The sequence below is a fragment of the Bacillus sp. AFS017336 genome (assembly GCF_002555445.1).
Lineage (GTDB): Bacteria > Bacillota > Bacilli > Bacillales > Bacillaceae_G > Gottfriedia.
This window is the reverse complement of sequence record NZ_NUCO01000030.1, coordinates 93,516-111,305: the sequence shown is the minus strand read 5'-3', so window position 1 is coordinate 111,305 and position 17,790 is coordinate 93,516. Positions and strand designations below refer to the sequence as shown.

The window sequence follows — 17,790 nt, the reverse complement described above, 5'->3', positions numbered from 1 at the left end:
GGCTCTCCTCCTCTAGTAACTTTGTCTACTTTAACTCGATCGTATTTTCTAAGAAGCATTCCTGAAGAAATTGAATTATACTTAAAAAAATCCTTTTAGAATCATTTCTATATCTAGTCCTACCTCTCCTGCTCTTCGTAGTTTATTAGAATTTATACTACTCAAAAGAAAAACTAAATAAAGTTACGTTTAATAATAGGAAAAGTCGTTAATGATGTTGAAGTATTAGATAATCAGTATGTTATAAAAGGTCAATTGTTTTTAGGTAAAAGAATACATAAATAAAGCATCTCTTTTATTTGACCTTTTCTGACCTTAAAGGTATTATTGTATTAATCAATCTTTTGTTTTAAACAAGGAGGAGAAAAAATGAATTTAATCCCTACAGTTATTGAACAAACAAGTCGTGGTGAGCGTGCGTATGATATTTACTCTCGTCTTTTAAAAGACCGCATCATCATGTTAGGTAGTGCAATCGATGATAACGTAGCTAACTCGATCGTGTCACAACTTTTATTTTTAGCAGCAGAAGATCCAGATAAGGATATTTCATTATACATTAATAGCCCAGGAGGAAGTATTACTGCTGGTATGGCTATTTATGATACGATGAATTTCATTAAGCCTCAAGTATCTACAATTTGTATTGGTATGGCAGCTTCAATGGGTGCTTTCTTATTATCTGCTGGTGAAAAAGGTAAGAGATATGCTCTTCCGAATGCAGAAGTTATGATTCACCAACCATTAGGTGGTGCTCAAGGTCAAGCTACTGAAATCGAAATTGCAGCTAAACGTATCCTGTTCTTACGCGATAAATTAAACAAAATTCTTGCTGATCGTACTGGTCAACCATTAGATACGATTGAGCGTGATACTGAGCGTGATAACTTTATGACTGCAGACCGTGCTTTAGAATACGGATTAATCGATAAAGTAATTTCTAATACTGCAGCTATTAAATAATAATTAAAAAACTAGTCGTGATTTTCCGGCTAGTTTTTTTGTATAAAAAAATTGGACATCCACCTAAGCGAATGTCCAATATCATTAAATTTCTTCTCCAATAAAGTCCATTACTGCTTCCATTGCTTCAACTTCATCGTCACCAGTAACAGTAATTACTATTTCTTCTCCATGTGGTACAGCAAGACTCATAACGCCCATAATACTTTTTACGTTCACTTGTTTACCTTTATATGCTAGTAATACTTCTGAACGAAATCTTGTAGCGACTTGAACAAATTGTGCCGCTGGACGAGCCTGTATTCCAGTTTCTAATAGTACTCTCCCTTTTTTCTCAATCATTTTTTTACCTCTTAACTTATTTATTTTATTTTTATTGGTTCCCCAGCTCTTAGCTTATCAGCAATTTCATCAATTTTACGTAAACGATGATTAATTCCGGATTTGCTAATTGCACCGCTAGAAACCATTTCTCCTAATTCTTTTAATGTTACATCCTCATACGCTACTCTAAGCTCAGCAATTTCACGGAGTTTTGGTGGTAATATATCTAAACCGACGGAGCTTTGGATATAACGAATATTTTCGATTTGTCTGAAGGCTGCGCTAATTGTTTTATTTAAGTTCGCAGTTTCACAATTTACTAGACGATTAACACTGTTTCTCATATCTCTTACAATACGGATATCTTCAAACCTTAATAAGGCTGAATGAGCACCAGCAATGTTTAAAAACTCAGTGATTTTTTCTGCTTCCTTTAAATAAGTGATATAGCCTTTTCGCCTCTCTAATGTCTTCGCATTTAACCCGAATTCATTCATTAGACGGCAAATTTCTTCTGTATGCTCTTTATAAAGCGAAAAAATTTCTAAGTGATATGAAGATGTTTCTGGATTATTCACTGAACCACCAGCTAGAAAAGCACCTCTTAAGTAGGAGCGTTTGCAACACTTCTTTTCAATTAGTTCTTTTGCTATTTCATTCGTAAAAGTAAACCCTTCGCCTGTTATATAAAGATCATTTAAAATATGCTTAGCTTCTTCTTTTATTCGAACAATATAGACATTGTTCTTTTTAAGACGCATTTTTTTACGAACGAGTAATTCAACGTCCACATCATAAACACGTTTAATTAATACATATATTCTTCTAGCAATAGCTGCATTTTCAGTAACTACATCTACAATAAATTGGCGATTTGCAAATGATAATGAACCGTTCATACGAATTAAAGAAGACAGTTCCGATTTTGAACAACAATCTTTAATTTCTATTGTTGTTAACTCTTTTTTCGTTTCTGATGCAAAGGACATTTGAATCACCCCCTCCTTCGAACACTAAATATTTTTCATTATTCTTTTATTTTAGTCGGGATAAGGTCACATAAAATTTCTGCTAACTTTACAGTATCATGCCTGATTACATTATCATCATATTTAACGATTGACTTATGAACGACTTCTAGTTTTAAAGCATTTAGCTCATCCAAATCCGGTTTTACTTGTTGAGCATGTTCTTCTTTATAAAGTTCTAAAATGTTCTTTGGCATTGTACCTTCATTTACGATAATTGTATCGATAAAGCTTGAGTCTAAGTGTTCATACAAAGCTTTTACGTGATCACTAGCCGTATAATACAATGTCTCACCAGCTTGAGTCATAACATTACATACATATACTTTTTTAGCTTTTGAGGCTACAACTGCCTTCCCAATTTTAGTAACTAATAGATTTGGTAGAATACTCGTGTATAAGCTACCTGGTCCAATTACAATTAAATCTGCTCGTTCTATTTCATCAATGGCTTCTTTTAAAGGTTCAACATTACTTGGAGCTAAAAATACTCTCTTAATTTTTTTACCTGAATACGGGATTTTAGATTCACCCGAAACAATTGTGCCATCTTCTAGTTCCGCTTTTAATACAACACTTTGGTTAGCAGCAGGAATAACTTTCCCTCTTACATTTAATACTCTTCTCATTTCAATGATTGCACGATAAAAATCGCCTGTAATGGCAGTCATTGCACTTAACATTAAATTCCCAAGTGAGTGTCCAGAAAGGTCTCCAGATGTAGCAAATCGATGTTGGAATAATTCTTCCAACATCGGTTCCACATCAGATAATGCGGCCAATACATTTCTTACATCACCAGGGGGTGGAATTTTTAATTCATCACGTAATCGTCCAGAACTTCCACCGTCATCTGCGACAGTTACAATTGCGGTAATATCAACGGGATGTTTTTTCAACCCACGAACTAAAACAGATAAACCCGTTCCGCCTCCAATTATTACTATTTTCGAACGTTGGCTAACCATTACTTATGGCTCCTTTTTTCAACATCTCGATGGCTAATATTCGTATCATATTGGTCCTTATAGTAGTTAGCTAAATACTCCGCTAGAGTAACAGAGCGATGCTGTCCACCTGTACATCCAATCGCAATTATTAACTGACGTTTACCTTCTCTTTTGTATTGGGGTAACATAAAACTAATTAAGTCAATTAATTTCAGCATGAACTCAGTTGTCTCATTAAATTTAAGTACATAAGAGGAGACCTCTTCATCTAAGCCTGTTAGTGGACGCATTGATTCAATATAAAATGGGTTTGGTAAAAAGCGTACATCAAAAACTAAATCCGCATCAATCGGTATGCCATACTTAAAACCGAATGACTGAATATTTACTGAAAAACCTTCTTGCTCATTTTCTCTAAACTGTTTTATTATTTTTTCTCTTAATGTTTTAGGTTTTAAATCTGAAGTATCATAAATTAATTGTGCACGTCCTTTTACTTCCGCTAAAAGTGTGCGTTCCATCTCAATTCCTTTTAACGGAGAACCAGTTGGAGAAAGTGGATGTGAACGACGCGTTTCTTTATAGCGAGTAACAAGAGCAGCATTCGTTGCATCTAAAAATAATATTTGAGGGATGATCGAAGGAGTAGACATTAATTGATCTAACGAATTCCCTAATTGATCAAAGAATTCTCTTCCTCGTAAATCCATTACAAGAGCAACTTTATCCGTTGTATTATGATCTGGGTCCTTTAATAGCTCTACAAATTTTGGAAGTAAAGCCGGAGGAAGATTGTCAACACAGAAATAACCGATATCTTCTAACGCTTGAACAACAACAGTCTTTCCAGCACCTGACATTCCAGTTATTATAACCATTTTCACATGTGATTTTGCAGGCATTTAATTCAACCCTTTCTATGAATTTAGGTTAACTAGGATTTAATCGATATCTTAATAATTCAAAATCTGGCGTATATACAAAGGTACCATGCAAGATTTCTGTACCCTGAAGTAAATAATCAATAATGTGATAATCACCTTCAGCCATAGGAAGTTTCTTCACTTCATCTATTGCATGCCAGCGAAGAATGCCTTCTTCACATTCATCTTGATTTTGACCATCATACTCGGTAGCCAAAAATGAGAACATCATCCACTCATTCACTACCTTAGCATCTTCTTCTATAATAATTGTAAAAACACCTTTTAATTTTGGGTTTTTTAAGTAAACACCTGTTTCTTCACGATATTCTCGTACAACTGCTTCTCTAATATTTTCACCTGGCTCCATCTTGCCGCCGGGTGCAACCCACCAGTTTCTTCTAGGTTTTTGTAGCAAGAGGATATTATTTTCATTTAACAAAACACAATGTGTAACTCTTTGCATTTTTTATACCTCACTTACAATTTCGACTTGCAGTTGGTTGAAACTGCCCAATCTATATTATACCGTTTAACCTGTCTAACAACAACTTGTTAGGAGCAGGAATTAGGGGCGGAAAAGCTCTAGAATTTGGAAATAATTTCAAGAATTGGATATAGTGTTGGGGAACTAAATTTACACAAAAAAAGGGAACATGGACAAGCGCATATCCATGTTCCTATATATATTAGGGGGCTCTCTGGTTATTAAATATATTACAGTATCTATGTTTCAGTAGAGTTACACCCTAATTACATGTAAGTTTCAGAATATTACAATTGTATACACAATTCAAATAAATTGGCAACAATGGTATTTTAATGGTAGATTACTTCGTTTTAGCTAACTCTTCCATTAATTCTTCAATATAATGTTGTACTGCTTGAGCAGCAATACTTCCGTCTCCTGTAGCTGTTACAACTTGACGTAATGTTTTTTCACGAACATCACCTGCAGCAAAGATTCCTGCTACTTTTGTTTCCATTACATCATTTGTTTCGATATATCCATTTTCATTCGTAATGCCTAAGCTTAAGAATGGTTTTGTTAATGGAAGCATTCCGATATAAATAAATACTCCATCTGTTTTAAATTCAGATTCTTCTCCATTTTGAGTATCAACAAGTGTTACGCTACTAACTTTACCGTCAGTTCCGTTAACCTCCTTGATTGTTGAATTCCAAACGAATGAAATTTTTTCATTTGCAAATGCACGGTCTTGAAGAATTTTTTGAGCACGTAATTGATCACGGCGGTGTACGATTGTAACTTTAGAAGCGTAGCGAGTTAAATATACGCCTTCTTCAACTGCTGAGTCTCCTCCACCAATGACAACTAATTCTTTATCTTTAAAGAATGCTCCATCACAAACAGCACAGTAAGATACACCGCGTCCGCCTAGTTCTTGTTCACCCGGAACGCCAATTTTCTTGTACTCTGCACCAGTAGTAATAATAACTGCACGTGTTTTATATTCTTTTTTACCAGCAACGATCGTTTTGTATTCTTTGCCGTCGATAATTTCTTTTATGTCTCCATAAGCGTATTCAGCACCAAATTTTTTCGCGTGGTCAAACATTTTATTTGATAAATCAGGACCTAAAATACTATCAAACCCTGGATAATTTTCAATTTCTTCAGTATTTGCCATTTGTCCACCAGGAATACCACGTTCCATCATTAATGTAGAAAGATTAGCACGAGATGTATATACAGCTGCAGTCATCCCTGCAGGACCAGCTCCAATGATTATAACATCATAAATTTTTTCTTCCATTTCTTAATCACTCCTTGTACTTTTATGGCTAATTGCCCTAGTTCATTTAACTACCACTATCCTAATACGCGACAACATAAAACAACAAATCATATGCTCATAATATAGAAAACTCGTTGATTGACGAGCCTTTATACTTAATCTCTTGTGAAATAAAGAAAGCTTGCTTAACACCATCTGGTATTAAAACAAGCTTCGAATGGCGCTGATGCCTTTATTTAATAAATAGGTAGAGATATTATAGTTTGCTGCAATTTTCTTTTGTGATACACGTTTTACTTCATTTTCAACAAGATAATGTGTAGCAGCTAATAAAACTTCTTCATTTACAGGTAACTCTTTATATTTTAAAGTAAGTTCACAAATCGAGAAAAACCATAACTGAAGATGATTACGAAGAATGATATATTCTTCTTCCCAAGTTGCTTGAACTTTTTTCGCTCCATTAATCGCAATATTTAAGGATGGATGAGGCTCTAAATAGCACATATTATTCAGAAGAACTTGTTCTAATTGCTCATCGATTCCAATATTTTCTAACGGTTCGATATCTTGAAGGATTGAACTAAACTTTTGTTCGTAATAATACTCCTTCATGAAATAGATTAATCCCCATCTTTCACTATTGGAATTAGAGTGTTTTGCTTGATACTCAGTTTCCGCCATTAACTGCTCGATTTCGTTCGATGAATGCTTTTTATCAGCCCATGGTGCTAATTCTTCATGCTCTTCAAACTCATTTGACATTTCTTGATTCCAAATGCGCTCGGCAATCGCAATTCGTCCTGAACGATAAGCTGCATCACATAACATATAATAAAATTGAATTTCACGATCAGGTCTTTCCATATAAAGTAAGTTAAATAATTTATATGCTTCTTCATACTTTTTGAATTGATAAAAAAGTACTCCAAGCTTATGACGGTGCTCTTCAGAGATCGGAACGATATTTGATAAGCCTTCAAGATAAACATGAGCAGCTTCTTGTTCATTTAAGATCCTTTTTAGCATCGTTAAATGAATTAACGCTGATAAATTGCCTGGATTTTGTTCTAAAACATACTCCAATACTCTTTCAGCTTCATCGTGATGTCCTAAATGAAGCTCTACTAAAGCTAAATTATTGTATGCTGGCCAAAATTCTTGATATTTATCAACAATGCTCAGTAAAGTGGATTTAGCTGATTTCCAATCATGATTTGCTAAATAGCTAGTAACTCTCTCTTGAAGTACTAGTAAATCATCATTAATACTTAAATCATCATCCTCTTCACTATGAATGATGTCTAAATAATCTTCTAGCTCTTCTAATTGTTCTTCATCTGTTCCAATTTCTAAATACTTTTGAGCATAAAGATTTGCTTTTTGAAATAACCCTAACTCAAAAAATGCAAATGCTAATAAATAATATACATCCTCATTAGTTGGATATTTATCTAAAATATATTCTAAAATAGTAATCGTAGTTTGATATTGATGTAATGATAAAAGCTTCCTAGAAATATCAACAAGAACAGTTTGATTTTCTTCATTTTCAGCAGCTTTTTTCAAGTAATAAATCGCTTGCTCAGTATCGTTACTATTATAAGCTTTCATACCCTTTTCGTAGAAATAATCTTTCGGTAACGAGAACGAAACGACATTATGAAATTGATTTGTTTGATTCCCCAAATTTTCTGACATTCGATCCTCCAGTTTTTCCAGCTTATCACAGTATATCACACAAAAAGAGGAAATAGTCGCCGTCCAAATTATAAGAATTTTAAACGAACGTACAATTTCCACATTATCTAAATAAAGTTGTCAAAGTATTATTCTAACCGAAAAAAAAAATAATGGAAACCACTTTTTTAAAGAGTTTCAGATTGTGACAAAGAAATAACAACCATAGGATTACCTCCAACAAAAGCACCAGCTGGAACATCTTTATTCACTAGTGTTGCGGCTGAAATTTTTGCGCCGTCGCCAATTGTGACACCAGGCAAGATCGTCGTATTTGCACCAACTAACACATTATTACCAATAATGACTTCCCCTAATCGGTATTCATTAATTAAATATTCATGCGCTAAGATTGTCGTATTATAGCCTATTATCGAATTTCTACCTACCGAGATTAACTCAGGGAACATTAAATCCGGTGTCACTTTAAATGCAAAGGATGTAAAATCTCCAACCTTCATTCCTATTAGATTCCTATACATCCAGTTTTTCAATCTAAAGAATGGGACGTATCGGGCTAATTCAATTACAAAAACATTTCGAAATGTTTTCCAAAACGAAACGGTCTTGTACAATTGCCAAAGTGAATTCTCACCCTCAATTGGATAGCGTTTCGTTTTTCTCAATGCTCTTCAATTCCCAGAATCGATAAGATATCACTCATCTTCTCAAGCATAAAATCAGGTTTATACGTTGCTAAAAATTCTTTCCCTTTTAATGACCAAGCAACACCCGCTGTTTCCGTTCCAGCATTTTTACCACCTTCAATATCATGGTAATTATCACCTACCATTAAACTCTCTTCAGGGATCGAATTAAGTTTTTTTAGAGCTAATTGAATTGGCTCTGGATGTGGCTTTGCATTTTGGACATCATCGATTGTAACAACTATGTCAAAAAATTGCTTTAACCGACCGAAGCTTAAGCCCATCTCAACTACATTTCTCGCTTTTGTAGTTACAATTCCAATTTTGTAGCCTAATCTGTGTAAAGTCTCAATCGTTTCATAAACTGTTTCATACTCTTCAACAAATTCATCATGCATTTCCATATTAAAACGGCGGTATTCAGAAATTAACTCATCAACTCTGCCTTCATCTACTGTAGAAAAAGACTCAGTTAACGTCGGACCCATAAAAGGAATAACGTGTTCACGTTTATATTGGTCAGGATAAAATTTATTTAAAGTATGCAAAAATGAAGCAATAATTAATTCATTTGTATTGATTAAAGTACCGTCTAAATCAAATAATATCGTATTTATTTTCATAGATATTTCCTTTCTATTTCACATCAACGTTTAAACTTGATTCAGTTTTCCTTCCTACTTTTCCTACTACTCTTGCAACTATACATGTAACAATTAGAGCGACTAAGAAACGAATTAAGAATAAATATAAAACTGGAATACCTAAAGGAATAAAGATAAGCGTATCTTCTACCACAGCATGACAAGCTACTAAAAATAAGAAAACGAGATATAAATCACGTTTCGAAACACCATCTTCTTTTACAGCTTGAATCATAACACCAGCTCCAAAAGCTAATCCAAAAAACAATCCCGCAGCTAAAGTAACTCCAGCTTTTGCTTCAACACCAATAAGTTTAGTAAAAGGCGATAATGCTTTAGTTATATAATTCATCCATCCAAAATCTTTTGCTATTTGAATCACTAGCATTAATGGAATAACTATTTTAACAAGGTTTAACACACCCATTAATGACGAAACGAATGCAGTATAAACTATTTCCCATCCTGATTGATTAGCCGCTTCTGCAACTTCAATGCCTTTATGAACAATTTCTGTTCCACCAGACCAAAGAAAATGGATACAAATAGCAGATAATATTGCAAATCCTATCCTTACTAAAACAACAAATGATGCTCTAACCCCTACAGCAGTTGCTACAGTCGTTTCAACAAATAGATTATGAGAAAAACTTAACATAACAGCAAGGATCAATGCTTCCTTAACAGTTAAATCCATAGGTAGCATAGCCCCAAGTGCAGCATATAAGTTTAAAACATTACCTAACACTAATACTAATGCTGCATCTCCCTTTAAACCAATAAAACTCATTAATGGTTCAAGCAAATTAACAAACCAGTCCATTAGTGCTGTTTCCTTAATAATCGTTAAAATGAAAGAAATAGGGAAAATGATTTTCCCTATTTTCCAAGAAGTTTGTAAACCAACTAGTAAGCCTCTCTTTAAAGTTTCCACCGTGTTCACCACTCCTGCTTTACAAACTTAAGCATCTAAATATCGTTCATTTGATAATCCTTTAGCTCTACGATAAACAAGAATGATAATTGAGAGGATAATTATGACTACTGATATAAACTGAGCCATTCTAATATTATGTGTTAACATTAAGCTGTCTGTTCTTAAACCTTCAATAAAGAAACGTCCAACTGAGTACCAAATTAAATAAGTTAAAAACATTTCTCCACGTCTTAAATTCACTCTTCTTAAAATAAGTAAGAAGATAATTCCTAGTAAGCTCCACAGTGATTCATATAAAAATGTTGGATGATAATATGTTCCATCAATATACATTTGATTAATAATCCATGTAGGTAAATGAAGACTTTCTAAAAACGATCTAGTTACTGGTCCACCATGAGCCTCTTGGTTCATAAAATTTCCCCAGCGTCCTAACATTTGTCCTACTAAAATACTTGGTGCTGCAATATCTGCAAGCTTCCAAAATGAAATTCCTCTTTTCTTTGCAAAGAAATAACTAGCAATAAATGCACCAATTAAACCACCATGAATTGCTAATCCACCATGCCAAATTGCTGGAATTTCACTTACATGCTTAGAATAATAGTCTAACTCAAAGAGTACATAGTATATTCTAGCCCCTATAATTGCTGAAGGTAGAGCTACTAAAATTAAATCTAAGAATGTATCATCTGGTATACCGCGTCGTTTACTTTCACGAATTGCCAACCATAACCCTAAAACAACACCTAGTCCAATCAATACCCCATACCACTTTATTGAAAGTGGACCTAAATGTAAAAAAACTTTATTTAATGGCTGAATATTTGATTCCATTCCAATTTCCCCACTTTATCTTTAAATTAAATCACTTACGTTATTACCACCTTGAATTACCTTTTCCAAACGGTCCGCAAATTGCTGTGCCGCATTTACACCCATATTTTTCAAACGGAAATTCATAGCTGCTACTTCAATAATAACTGCTAAATTTCGTCCAGGACGAACCGGCAATGTAATCTTCGAAATACTTGTATCTAATATTTTTAGTTTTTCATCATCAAGACCAACTCGATCATAGACTTTTTGTGAGTCCCATGTCTCTAAGTCGATGTTTAGCGTAATACGTTTGTAATTTCTTACAGATCCTGCTCCAAAAAGAGTCATTACATTGATAATTCCTAATCCGCGAATTTCCAATAAATGCTCAATTAATTCGGGCGAAGAACCGATAAGCGTATCTTCATCAGTTTGACGAATCTCAACTGAATCATCCGCTACTAAACGATGGCCACGCTTTACTAGTTCAAGAGCAGTCTCACTTTTACCAACTCCACTTTTACCAGTGATTAATACCCCTACCCCATAAATATCAACTAGTACACCATGCAATGCTGTAGTTGGAGCAAGTTTTGCCTCTAAATAGCTCGTTAGTCTACTATACATCTTAGTCGTTTTACTATTTGATAGTAGTATAGGTACACCAGTTTCTTCACCTGCTTCAATTAGTTCCGCTGGTATCTCTAATCCTCGTGTAACAATTATACAAGGCGTATCGTCAGCACAAAGCTTTCTTAATCGATCATGCTTTTCTTCATCAGTTAAACTATGATAAAAAGTTAATTCCGTTTTCCCTAGTATTTGCACTCTATCCGATGGATAGTAAGTAAAAAAACCAGCAACCTCTATTCCAGGGCGAGATAAATCAGTAGTGTTAATCGATTTATTCAAACCCGCACTTCCACTAATAACCTCTAATTTAAAATACTCAACTAAATTCTTTGTACGTAATTTAGCCATACAAGCCTCCTAAGGATTAATAATTATGTACTATCTTTCATATTGTACCATTTTTAAACTTTGTGGGAAAATGTCGATAAGCTAATAACTGCACGCAAAAAATTAAAAATTATTAATTTAAAAATGAAACTGTGATCAGTGGGATTTAACAAATTACAAATCAGTTTTAGCATTATATCAACAAAAACCAGTCATTTATCAACGGAGTTCAAAATTTTTTCAAAATTATTCACATTTTGTTCGTCTTACCGTAATGAGAATTTTAGGATTTCTAACCGTATTTTTGTTCATATTTCTGACACATTTTAATAAATGCAAAAAAGAGACTCTCAAAAGTAATTGAACTTAAGAGACTCCCATTTTTAGCGTTGACTATTCTTATTTTTGTTTTTTGAGCCAAATATAAAGTATTGAATTAACATACTGAATGTACTAATTAAAATTGATGCAATAATAGCTGTTCCAAAACCATTTACCCTAAGTGCATCCCCTAGTAAATAATCAGTAATCTCTAGCGTAAAAGCATTAATTATAAATAGGAATAAGCCCATTGTAAAAATGGTCACTGGTAAAGTTATTAAAATTAAGACCGGACGAATGATTGTATTTAAGATTGATAATACTAACGCTGCAATTATAGCTGTTGCAACATTCTTCACATAAAAATCTGGTTGTAGAAATCCGGCTACTACAATAAAAACTAAGCTATTAATAGCTAGTGAAAATAACCATCTCATTTAAATCACGTCACCTTCTTTTGGAACAACAAATATCCAAATTAAATATACAAATAGAAGTGCTCCAAATCCTATAAAAAATAATATAACAAAAAGTAACCTTATTAATGTACTATCTAGATTAAAATACTTTCCTAATCCGCCACATACTCCTGCAAGCATAGAATCTTTTGAAGATCGATATAGTTTTTTCACGGGAAATCTCCTCTCTATCGATAAGTCCTCATTTTTATATTCACAAATTTTTCTATTTCATTATTTATTCTATGTTAAAACATTAAAGAAATGTGGACTACTTTTCAAGTAAAAGCAACTACTTAAAAAAACCTAACTAAAAACAAATACAAAGAAAAAGGAGTTTCCTCCCATTCTTTGTATCACGTTTTTACTTTAATTTTGTCTTCAGGATTCCATCAAAGCCATTCGTTTTTCCATTCTAGCTTTGTCACGTTCTAATACAACCTTTAAATACTTACCTGTATGAGACGCTTCGACTTTACATAATTGTTCAGGTGTTCCAGTTGCTACAATCGTTCCACCTTTGTCTCCGCCTTCTGGACCTAAATCAATAAGATAGTCTGCCGCTTTAATAACATCTAAATTATGTTCGATTACAAGCACAGTATCTCCATTATCTACTAGTCTTTGTAAAACAACTAATAATCGAGCGATATCATCAACATGAAGCCCAGTTGTAGGTTCATCTAATATATATAAAGTCTTTCCGTTTGTACGTTTATGAAGCTCAGAAGCTAGTTTTACACGCTGAGCTTCCCCACCTGATAAAGTCGTAGCAGGTTGACCTAATGTAATATATCCTAAACCTACATCAAATAACGTTTGAAGTTTACGTTTAATCTTTGGAATATTTTCAAAGAATGAAACTGCATCCTCAACAGTCATATTTAAAACTTCTGAGATTGATTTATCTTTATATTTAACTTCTAATGTTTCTCTATTATATCGTTTACCATGACAAATTTCACATGGTACATATACATCAGGTAAGAAATGCATTTCTATTTTAATTATCCCATCGCCACGACAAGCTTCACATCTACCGCCTTTAACGTTAAAGCTAAAGCGACCTTTTTTATAACCACGTACTTTCGACTCATTCGTAGCTGCGTACACATCACGAATATCATCAAATACGCCAGTATAAGTAGCAGGATTTGAACGTGGAGTACGACCAATTGGTGATTGATCAATATCAATAACCTTTTCTAATTGTTCAATCCCTTTAATCTCTTTATGCTCACCTGGACGCACTTTTGTACCATTTAACTTTTGAGCTAATGATTTATATAAAATTTCATTAATTAATGTACTTTTTCCTGAACCTGATACACCTGTTACAGCAACGAATGTACCTAATGGGAAAGAAGTCGATACATTTTTTAAATTGTTTTCTTTTGCTCCAACAATCTTTATTTGACGTCCGTCACCTTTTCTACGTTCAAGTGGAACTGGAATAAACTTCTCACCGGATAAATACTTTCCAGTTAACGAGTTTTTATCATGCATTACTTCACTTGGAGTACCTTGTGAAATGACCTGCCCACCGTGAATACCAGCTCCTGGTCCGATATCAATTAAGTAATCTGCTGCTAACATTGTATCTTCATCATGTTCAACAACTATTAATGTATTTCCGATATCTCTCATATTTAATAATGTTGAGATTAATCGATCATTATCACGTTGGTGTAGTCCGATTGACGGTTCATCTAAAATATATAATACGCCTGTTAATCTCGAACCAATTTGAGTTGCTAAACGAATTCGTTGAGCTTCTCCACCTGATAAAGTACCCGCCGCTCGGTTCAGTGTTAAATAATCTAAACCTACATTAACTAAAAAGCCGATACGCTCACTAATTTCTCGAAGAATTAGATTTGCTATTTGTTCCTGCTTTGGAGTCAATTCAAGTGTCCTAAAGAAGTCGAATCCTTCCTTAACTGACATTCGAGTTACTTCACCAACATGTAAACCACCGATAAATACTGCAAGAGCTTCTTGTCTTAAACGATGCCCTTTACAAGTTGGACAATTTTGTTGTGCCATGTATTTTTCCATTTGCTCACGAATAAAATCTGAAGATGTTTCCTTATAACGTCTTTCAACATTTGAAATAACACCTTCAAATTGAATCATCGCTTCACGCACATGACCTTGTTCATTATCATATTTAAAATAAATTTGTTCTCCATTACTACCATAAAGAATTTTATCTTGTTGATCTTTTGGGATGTCTTTAAATGGAATATCCATATTAATTCCATAATGGTTACATACACTTTCAAGCAACTGAGGATAATACATTGAGCTAATTGATTCCCAAGGTGCAATCGCATTCTCTCTAAGCGTCAATTCCTCATTTGGGATTACTAAGCTTAAATCAACTTCTAATTTCGTCCCTAATCCATCACATGAATGACAAGCACCAAATGGGCTATTAAACGAGAACATTCGTGGTTCTAACTCACCAATCGAGAACCCACAAATAGGACATGCATGATGCTCGCTAAAAAGAAGCTCTTCTTCACCAATAACATCTATAATTACTCGACCTTCACCTAGCTTTAATGCCGTCTCAAGCGAATCAGCTAAACGCGTAGCTACTCCATCTTTTACAACAATACGGTCAATTACAACTTCAATTGAATGCTTCTTATTTTTCTCTAATTCTATTTCATCAGATACATCGTATAGCTCACCATCAACTCGAACACGAACAAAACCTTGCTTTTTAATATCTTCAAACACTTTTACATGTGTACCTTTACGACCAGATATAACAGGAGCAAGTACTTGGATTTTCGTGCGTTCAGGATATTCCATTACACGGTCTACCATTTGTTCCACTGTTTGAGAAGTAATTTCGATGCCATGATTTGGACAAATTGGCGTACCAATTCGAGCATATAAAAGGCGTAAATAGTCGTAAATCTCTGTTACAGTACCAACTGTCGAACGAGGATTTCGGCTTGTAGTTTTCTGATCAATCGAAATCGCAGGTGATAATCCTTCAATTGAATCAACATCCGGCTTATCCATTTGCCCTAAAAATTGACGAGCATAGGCAGATAGTGATTCCACATATCTGCGTTGACCTTCAGCATAAATCGTATCAAATGCTAGAGAGGACTTACCTGATCCAGATAAACCAGTTACAACAACTAATTGATTACGAGGGATCGTTACATCGATATTTTTTAAGTTATGCGCTCTGGCCCCTTTAATAATAATTTCATTCATACTTTTCAAGTTCTTCACCTCTCAGACTTCAATTCTAATATTAAGTCACGAAGTTCTGTTGCTCGTTCAAAGTCAAGCGCCTTCGCTGCGTCTTTCATTTCCATTTCAATTGATTGGATAAATAGGTGACGCTCTTTTTTGTTCATTTTCTTATATTTAGCACTAATGTCATTTTCGTAAACTTCTTCATCCTCAGCAACAGCAGTAGCTCGAATCACATCACGTACTTGTTTTATAATCGTTTTAGGCGTAATGCCATGTTTTTGGTTATATTCTTCTTGAATCTCACGACGGCGCATTGTTTCATTAATAGCTATATTCATCGAGTTCGTCATTTTATCAGCATACATAATAACGTGACCATTTGAATTCCTTGCTGCTCGACCAATTGTTTGGATTAACGATCGTTCTGAACGTAAGAATCCCTCTTTATCTGCATCTAAAATAACGACTAAAGAAACCTCAGGAATATCAATCCCTTCACGTAAAAGGTTAATTCCAATCAATACATCATATTTCCCTAAACGTAGATCACGAATAATTTCAATTCGTTCAAGCGTTTTAATTTCAGAATGTAGGTAGTTAACTTTAATACCAATTTCTTTTAAATAATCTGTTAAGTCTTCAGACATTTTCTTCGTAAGAGTAGTAATTAGTACTCTCTCATTTTTAGCAATACGATTTCGTATTTCATCAATAAGATCATCGATTTGACCTTCAATCGGTCGTACATCAATCGTTGGATCTAACAGACCCGTTGGACGAATGATTTGCTCTACTTTTTCTGGGCACAATTCTAACTCGTATGGTCCAGGCGTAGCAGTGACATAAATTGTTTGTTGAACTTTTTCTTCAAACTCAGCAAATTTTAAAGGTCGATTATCCAATGCTGAAGGCAAACGGAATCCATGATCTACTAGTACTTGCTTTCTCGCTTGGTCTCCGTTAAACATTCCTCGAATTTGCGGAACTGTAACATGTGACTCATCAATAACCATTAAGAAATCTTCCGGAAAATAATCTAATAATGTATAAGGAGTTGAACCCGCTGGTCTAAGAGTCAGATGACGGGAATAGTTTTCAATACCTGAACAAAATCCCATCTCATTCATCATCTCAAGATCATATCTAGTACGTTGCTCCAGTCTTTGAGCTTCAAGTAATTTACCGTTTTCTCTCATAACCTTTAAACGTTCTTCCAGCTCAAGTTCAATATTTTTAATCGCAACTTTCATTTTTTCTTCACGTGTAACGAAGTGGGATGCAGGGAAAATTGCAACGTGGTCACGATCACCTAAAATCTCACCCGTTAATGCATCAACTTCTCTAATTCTCTCAATTTCATCACCAAAAAACTCCACACGAATACAGTGTTCATCACGTGAAGCTGGAAAAATTTCTACAACGTCTCCACGAACTCGGAATGTACCACGAGAGAAGTCAATATCATTACGTGCATACTGAATATCTACTAGTTTATGTAATAATTCGTCCCTACTAATTTCCATACCAATACGAAGAGAACAAACTAATTCACGATATTCTTCCGGAGAACCTAAACCGTAAATACAAGAAACACTCGCTACGATAATGACATCCTTACGTTCAAAAAGGGAGGAAGTCGCAGAGTGACGCAATTTATCAATCTCATCATTAATACTTGAATCTTTCTCAATATAAGTATCCGTTTGAGGTACATAAGCTTCTGGCTGAAAGTAATCATAGTAACTTACAAAATACTCAACTGCATTATTAGGAAAAAAATCTTTTAATTCACTATATAATTGTCCAGCTAATGTTTTATTGTGAGCAAATACTAATGTAGGTTTTCCTATTTCCTTAATTACATTTGAAATGGTAAACGTTTTTCCCGTACCCGTCGCACCTAATAAAACTTGATGCTCTTTACCATTTTTGACCCCATCTACAAGTTGCTTAATCGCATTTGGCTGGTCACCTTGAGGTGAATAATTAGAAACTACCTCGAAATTCTGCTCCATCTTCCCCGCCTCCATTTCCAAAACATACCTATCCTTCTATTTTACCACAAAATTTCAAAAATCAATCAAAAACAGA

17 protein-coding genes are annotated in these 17,790 nt (G+C 34.2%); 1 reads left to right on the top strand and 16 read right to left on the bottom strand.

Features of this window, described 5'->3' with window-relative positions; all coding sequences use genetic code 11:
- Positions 1 to 369 precede the first annotated feature (369 nt).
- Positions 370 to 963, top strand: a complete 594-nt coding sequence (gene clpP, locus CN601_RS18190; protein WP_025568718.1) for an ATP-dependent Clp endopeptidase proteolytic subunit ClpP — start codon at positions 370 to 372, stop codon at positions 961 to 963.
- 84 nt (positions 964 to 1,047) lie between these two features.
- Here the strand turns inward: clpP and CN601_RS18185 are convergent, their stop codons facing one another.
- From CN601_RS18185 to uvrB, 16 genes are all read right to left on the bottom strand, one after another.
- Positions 1,048 to 1,305, bottom strand: a complete 258-nt coding sequence (locus CN601_RS18185; RefSeq protein ID WP_025568719.1) for an HPr family phosphocarrier protein — start codon at positions 1,303 to 1,305, stop codon at positions 1,048 to 1,050.
- 20 nt (positions 1,306 to 1,325) lie between these two features.
- Entirely contained in the window at positions 1,326 to 2,276 is a 951-nt protein-coding gene (gene whiA / locus CN601_RS18180) for a DNA-binding protein WhiA (RefSeq protein ID WP_098118712.1), read from the bottom strand.
- Between the two features lie 38 nt (positions 2,277 to 2,314).
- A complete protein-coding gene (locus CN601_RS18175) occupies positions 2,315 to 3,283 on the bottom strand; it encodes a gluconeogenesis factor YvcK family protein (RefSeq protein WP_098118713.1) in 969 nt (322 codons plus the stop codon).
- On the bottom strand, positions 3,283 to 4,167 hold the full coding sequence (rapZ, locus tag CN601_RS18170) for an RNase adapter RapZ (RefSeq protein ID WP_098118714.1): 885 nt from the start codon (positions 4,165 to 4,167) through the stop codon (positions 3,283 to 3,285). Before rapZ ends, CN601_RS18175 begins: the two co-directional genes overlap by 1 nt.
- A gap of 28 nt (positions 4,168 to 4,195) precedes the next feature.
- Positions 4,196 to 4,654, bottom strand: a complete 459-nt coding sequence (locus tag CN601_RS18165) for an NUDIX hydrolase (protein ID WP_098118715.1) — start codon at positions 4,652 to 4,654, stop codon at positions 4,196 to 4,198.
- A 364-nt stretch (positions 4,655 to 5,018) separates the two neighbouring features.
- Positions 5,019 to 5,966: a thioredoxin-disulfide reductase gene (gene trxB, locus CN601_RS18160; protein ID WP_098118716.1), complete on the bottom strand. Its 948-nt coding sequence runs from the start codon at positions 5,964 to 5,966 to the stop codon at positions 5,019 to 5,021.
- A gap of 183 nt (positions 5,967 to 6,149) precedes the next feature.
- The gene (locus CN601_RS18155; RefSeq protein ID WP_098118717.1) at positions 6,150 to 7,649 is read right to left on the bottom strand and encodes a tetratricopeptide repeat protein; all 1,500 of its coding nucleotides are present in this window, start codon (positions 7,647 to 7,649) and stop codon (positions 6,150 to 6,152) included.
- A gap of 167 nt (positions 7,650 to 7,816) precedes the next feature.
- Complete coding sequence (locus CN601_RS18150) at positions 7,817 to 8,314, bottom strand: acyltransferase (RefSeq protein WP_098171858.1); 498 nt, start codon at positions 8,312 to 8,314, stop codon at positions 7,817 to 7,819.
- A complete protein-coding gene (gene ppaX / locus CN601_RS18145) occupies positions 8,311 to 8,958 on the bottom strand; it encodes a pyrophosphatase PpaX (protein WP_098171857.1) in 648 nt (215 codons plus the stop codon). The genes CN601_RS18150 and ppaX overlap by 4 nt, the downstream gene beginning before the upstream one ends.
- A 13-nt stretch (positions 8,959 to 8,971) precedes the next feature.
- Positions 8,972 to 9,913 carry a nucleoside recognition domain-containing protein gene (locus tag CN601_RS18140; protein WP_098171856.1) on the bottom strand — a complete coding sequence of 314 codons (942 nt, stop codon included), beginning with the start codon at positions 9,911 to 9,913 and terminating at the stop codon, positions 8,972 to 8,974.
- A gap of 27 nt (positions 9,914 to 9,940) precedes the next feature.
- Positions 9,941 to 10,753: a prolipoprotein diacylglyceryl transferase gene (gene lgt, locus CN601_RS18135; RefSeq protein ID WP_098171855.1), complete on the bottom strand. Its 813-nt coding sequence runs from the start codon at positions 10,751 to 10,753 to the stop codon at positions 9,941 to 9,943.
- Positions 10,754 to 10,774: 21 nt separating this feature from the next.
- Complete coding sequence (gene hprK / locus CN601_RS18130; RefSeq protein WP_098118722.1) at positions 10,775 to 11,716, bottom strand: HPr(Ser) kinase/phosphatase; 942 nt, start codon at positions 11,714 to 11,716, stop codon at positions 10,775 to 10,777.
- A gap of 362 nt (positions 11,717 to 12,078) precedes the next feature.
- Complete coding sequence (locus CN601_RS18125) at positions 12,079 to 12,453, bottom strand: phage holin family protein (protein WP_098118723.1); 375 nt, start codon at positions 12,451 to 12,453, stop codon at positions 12,079 to 12,081.
- On the bottom strand, positions 12,454 to 12,648 hold the full coding sequence (locus tag CN601_RS18120) for a PspC domain-containing protein (RefSeq protein ID WP_098118724.1): 195 nt from the start codon (positions 12,646 to 12,648) through the stop codon (positions 12,454 to 12,456).
- Positions 12,649 to 12,855: 207 nt separating this feature from the next.
- Positions 12,856 to 15,714: an excinuclease ABC subunit UvrA gene (gene uvrA, locus CN601_RS18115; RefSeq protein ID WP_098171884.1), complete on the bottom strand. Its 2,859-nt coding sequence runs from the start codon at positions 15,712 to 15,714 to the stop codon at positions 12,856 to 12,858.
- 14 nt (positions 15,715 to 15,728) lie between these two features.
- Complete coding sequence (gene uvrB / locus CN601_RS18110) at positions 15,729 to 17,714, bottom strand: excinuclease ABC subunit UvrB (RefSeq protein WP_098171854.1); 1,986 nt, start codon at positions 17,712 to 17,714, stop codon at positions 15,729 to 15,731.
- Between the last annotated feature and the right edge of the window lie 76 nt (positions 17,715 to 17,790).

What these genes read in the sequence shown, in the direction of transcription:
- clpP (WP_025568718.1), top strand. Translation starts at nt 370, where the DNA reads ATGAATTTAATCCCTACAGTTATTGAACAAACAAGTCGTGGTGAGCGT.
- CN601_RS18185 (WP_025568719.1), bottom strand. Translation starts at nt 1,305, where the DNA reads ATGATTGAGAAAAAAGGGAGAGTACTATTAGAAACTGGAATACAGGCT.
- whiA (WP_098118712.1), bottom strand. Translation starts at nt 2,276, where the DNA reads ATGTCCTTTGCATCAGAAACGAAAAAAGAGTTAACAACAATAGAAATT.
- CN601_RS18175 (WP_098118713.1), bottom strand. Translation starts at nt 3,283, where the DNA reads ATGGTTAGCCAACGTTCGAAAATAGTAATAATTGGAGGCGGAACGGGT.
- rapZ (WP_098118714.1), bottom strand. Translation starts at nt 4,167, where the DNA reads ATGCCTGCAAAATCACATGTGAAAATGGTTATAATAACTGGAATGTCA.
- CN601_RS18165 (WP_098118715.1), bottom strand. Translation starts at nt 4,654, where the DNA reads ATGCAAAGAGTTACACATTGTGTTTTGTTAAATGAAAATAATATCCTC.
- trxB (WP_098118716.1), bottom strand. Translation starts at nt 5,966, where the DNA reads ATGGAAGAAAAAATTTATGATGTTATAATCATTGGAGCTGGTCCTGCA.
- CN601_RS18155 (WP_098118717.1), bottom strand. Translation starts at nt 7,649, where the DNA reads ATGTCAGAAAATTTGGGGAATCAAACAAATCAATTTCATAATGTCGTT.
- ppaX (WP_098171857.1), bottom strand. Translation starts at nt 8,958, where the DNA reads ATGAAAATAAATACGATATTATTTGATTTAGACGGTACTTTAATCAAT.
- lgt (WP_098171855.1), bottom strand. Translation starts at nt 10,753, where the DNA reads ATGGAATCAAATATTCAGCCATTAAATAAAGTTTTTTTACATTTAGGT.
- hprK (WP_098118722.1), bottom strand. Translation starts at nt 11,716, where the DNA reads ATGGCTAAATTACGTACAAAGAATTTAGTTGAGTATTTTAAATTAGAG.
- CN601_RS18125 (WP_098118723.1), bottom strand. Translation starts at nt 12,453, where the DNA reads ATGAGATGGTTATTTTCACTAGCTATTAATAGCTTAGTTTTTATTGTA.
- uvrA (WP_098171884.1), bottom strand. Translation starts at nt 15,714, where the DNA reads ATGAATGAAATTATTATTAAAGGGGCCAGAGCGCATAACTTAAAAAAT.
- uvrB (WP_098171854.1), bottom strand. Translation starts at nt 17,714, where the DNA reads ATGGAGCAGAATTTCGAGGTAGTTTCTAATTATTCACCTCAAGGTGAC.